Origin of the sequence: Streptomyces beijiangensis, from assembly GCF_017315755.1 — a bacterium.
Taxonomy (GTDB): Bacteria; Actinomycetota; Actinomycetes; order Streptomycetales; family Streptomycetaceae; genus Streptomyces; species Streptomyces beijiangensis.
Genome location: NZ_JAFLRJ010000625.1, coordinates 1 through 2,021 on the forward strand (window position 1 = coordinate 1; position 2,021 = coordinate 2,021).

Sequence of the window (2,021 nt, forward strand, 5' to 3'; positions counted from 1 at the left end):
AAGGAGCTGGCCGCGGCCAGGGCATCGCTCCTGGCCGCCGCCAGCTCCTTCCGTACCCACCGCGGATCCTCGTCCGTGAAGACCACCGAGTGCGCGGTGAAGGCCAGCACCCCCGCGTCCCGGGCGCTCGGCTGCCCGAGCACCGTCACCGCGCCGTCCATCGCCGGGAACCGGCCGCGCGCCGCCGCTGCCAGAATGCCCGCCAGTGAGTCACTCACGAATTCGTCCCTCTCCTCGGCCTGAGCGAAGGCCGGCCGCCGGCCGCCGCACTGCGTGTTCACCCGGGCAGTTAATCTGGCCAGCGTCAAAAAGCACGGCATCGAACAAGGGGTGGACCCAGTGGCGGACATCGAAGAGGCACGCGCGGCGTTCGGGCGGCTCGACGTGGACGGCGACGGCCGGATCACGGCTGCCGAGTACAAGAGCGTCATGGCGCAGCTCGGTGACTTCAACGTCACCGAGACCGTCGCCCAGGCCATCATCAGGGCCAAGGACGGCAATGGTGACGGGAAGCTCTCCTTCGAGGAGTTCTGGGCCGCGCTCAACAAGTAGTGGCAGTCGTAGGTAATCTGGCGTGGCATGGAGCAGTTACACGTACAGGCGCAGCGCTGGATGAGCAGCGCTGTCGGCCTTGCGGCGCTGGCCGCGGACGAGGAGCAGGCGCCGTACCTCATGCGTCAGCTCAGTGAGTACTGCACCGACCTGCTGGCGCTGCCCTCGGCGAGCGTGCTGCTCGCCGAGGGCAGCGGGGGCGGTCGCGGGCCCGGGGCCGAATGCCTCGACGAGGACAGTGCGCTGGTCAATGTGGACCTCCGGGAGCAGGTGGAGCGCTGGCCCGAGTTCGCGGAGCACGCCCTGGCGGAGGGCAACACCACCGCCACGCTGCTGCCGCTGCACGGCACCGAGGGCTCCGGTCCCGTCGCCGTACTGCAACTGCTGTGCGCGGAACGCGAGTTGTCGCCGTCGGAGGTCGACTCGGCGCAGCATCTGGGAGATCTCGCCGTACTGCTGCTGACGCAGTACCGCGAGCTGCGGCAGCACCGGGAGACCACCGGTCAGCTGAAGTCCGCGCTGACCAACAGAGTCGTCATCGAGCAGGCCAAGGGCATGCTCGCCGAACAGCTGGGGGTGGCCCCCGACACCGCCTTCGAAGTGCTGCGCGGCCATGCACGGTCGCGGCGGCTGAAGCTGCGGAGCGTGGCGCAGGCGGTCGTGGACCGCGAGCTGGTGCTCGATCCCGCACCCGAGTAGCGGACCCCTGCCCCCGGGCGGACAGTCCCGGTGACCTAATCCGGGTGAACCTGCAGGTCTTCGGGGTGTGCTCGCCCCCGGTCCGGGATACGACAGTTCCATGGTGATCGCGGTCCGGCCCGTCCTGGTGGCGCTGATGGTGGCGTTCCTCGGGCTGCTCGCGCACGATGCCGCGGCCGAGCCGGGGCATCAGGTGCGTACCTCCGAAGCCATCTCCTCCCACGCCGCCGGCTGCGAGAGCGAACCGCATGCGGAGGCCGCCGCCCCGGCGCAGGCCCCCGGGCGGCGTGGCCCGTTCTGCCCGCTGCGGCCGGTCGTCGGAGTGCCGGCCGCGGTTCCGGTCCCGTACGCACACGAAGGCGTACGTCTCCCGGGCCCGGCCTCCTGCGCCGCCGCCCTGCGGGCCGTGTGCTGTGTGGTGCTGCGCTGCTGAGAGGCCCGTGCCCTCGGACAGCGGAAGCACCCCCCCACACACAGCACCAGCCCCAAGGACGGTTTCGCCATGCCCATCGACCCCCTCGCAGCACTGAACGCGATGCTGCGCGCCGAGGCCGCCCGCTTCACCCCGCCGCGCGCCCGCGCCCTTCCGGAGAAGGCCGCCGAACCCGCGGCCGACGAGCGGCGGGAGGAGCGGGGCGAGCAGGAGGCGTGATGCAGCACGGGGCCCGGCGCACGCCGGGCCCCGTGCCGCTGTGCCGTTACGAGCCGACGGTGACCGTGAAGCGGAGCGGGCTGCCGTCGTTGGCGGCGCCCGACACGTCGGGCTGGCC

The 2,021-nt window shown here is 71.7% G+C and carries 4 protein-coding genes and 1 pseudogene; 4 read left to right on the plus strand and 1 reads right to left on the minus strand.

Annotated elements, in window-relative coordinates:
• Positions 1 to 218: pseudogene (locus J0695_RS37650) on the minus strand (GNAT family N-acetyltransferase); the annotation flags it as partial.
• Positions 219 to 339: 121 nt separating this feature from the next.
• On the opposite strand from J0695_RS37650, the gene J0695_RS37655 reads away from it, so the two are divergent.
• The 4 genes from J0695_RS37655 to J0695_RS37670 all read left to right on the plus strand — a co-directional run bounded on the left by J0695_RS37655 (position 340) and on the right by J0695_RS37670 (position 1,903).
• Positions 340 to 552 (plus strand): EF-hand domain-containing protein, encoded by a 213-nt coding sequence (locus tag J0695_RS37655; protein ID WP_206969293.1) that lies wholly within the window; start codon positions 340 to 342, stop codon positions 550 to 552.
• 27 nt (positions 553 to 579) lie between these two features.
• Positions 580 to 1,251, plus strand: a complete 672-nt coding sequence (locus tag J0695_RS37660; protein ID WP_206969295.1) for an ANTAR domain-containing response regulator — start codon at positions 580 to 582, stop codon at positions 1,249 to 1,251.
• A 100-nt stretch (positions 1,252 to 1,351) separates the two neighbouring features.
• Complete coding sequence (locus tag J0695_RS37665) at positions 1,352 to 1,684, plus strand: hypothetical protein (RefSeq protein ID WP_206969296.1); 333 nt, start codon at positions 1,352 to 1,354, stop codon at positions 1,682 to 1,684.
• Positions 1,685 to 1,753: 69 nt separating this feature from the next.
• Positions 1,754 to 1,903 (plus strand): hypothetical protein, encoded by a 150-nt coding sequence (locus J0695_RS37670; RefSeq protein ID WP_206969297.1) that lies wholly within the window; start codon positions 1,754 to 1,756, stop codon positions 1,901 to 1,903.
• Positions 1,904 to 2,021: the final 118 nt, after the last annotated feature.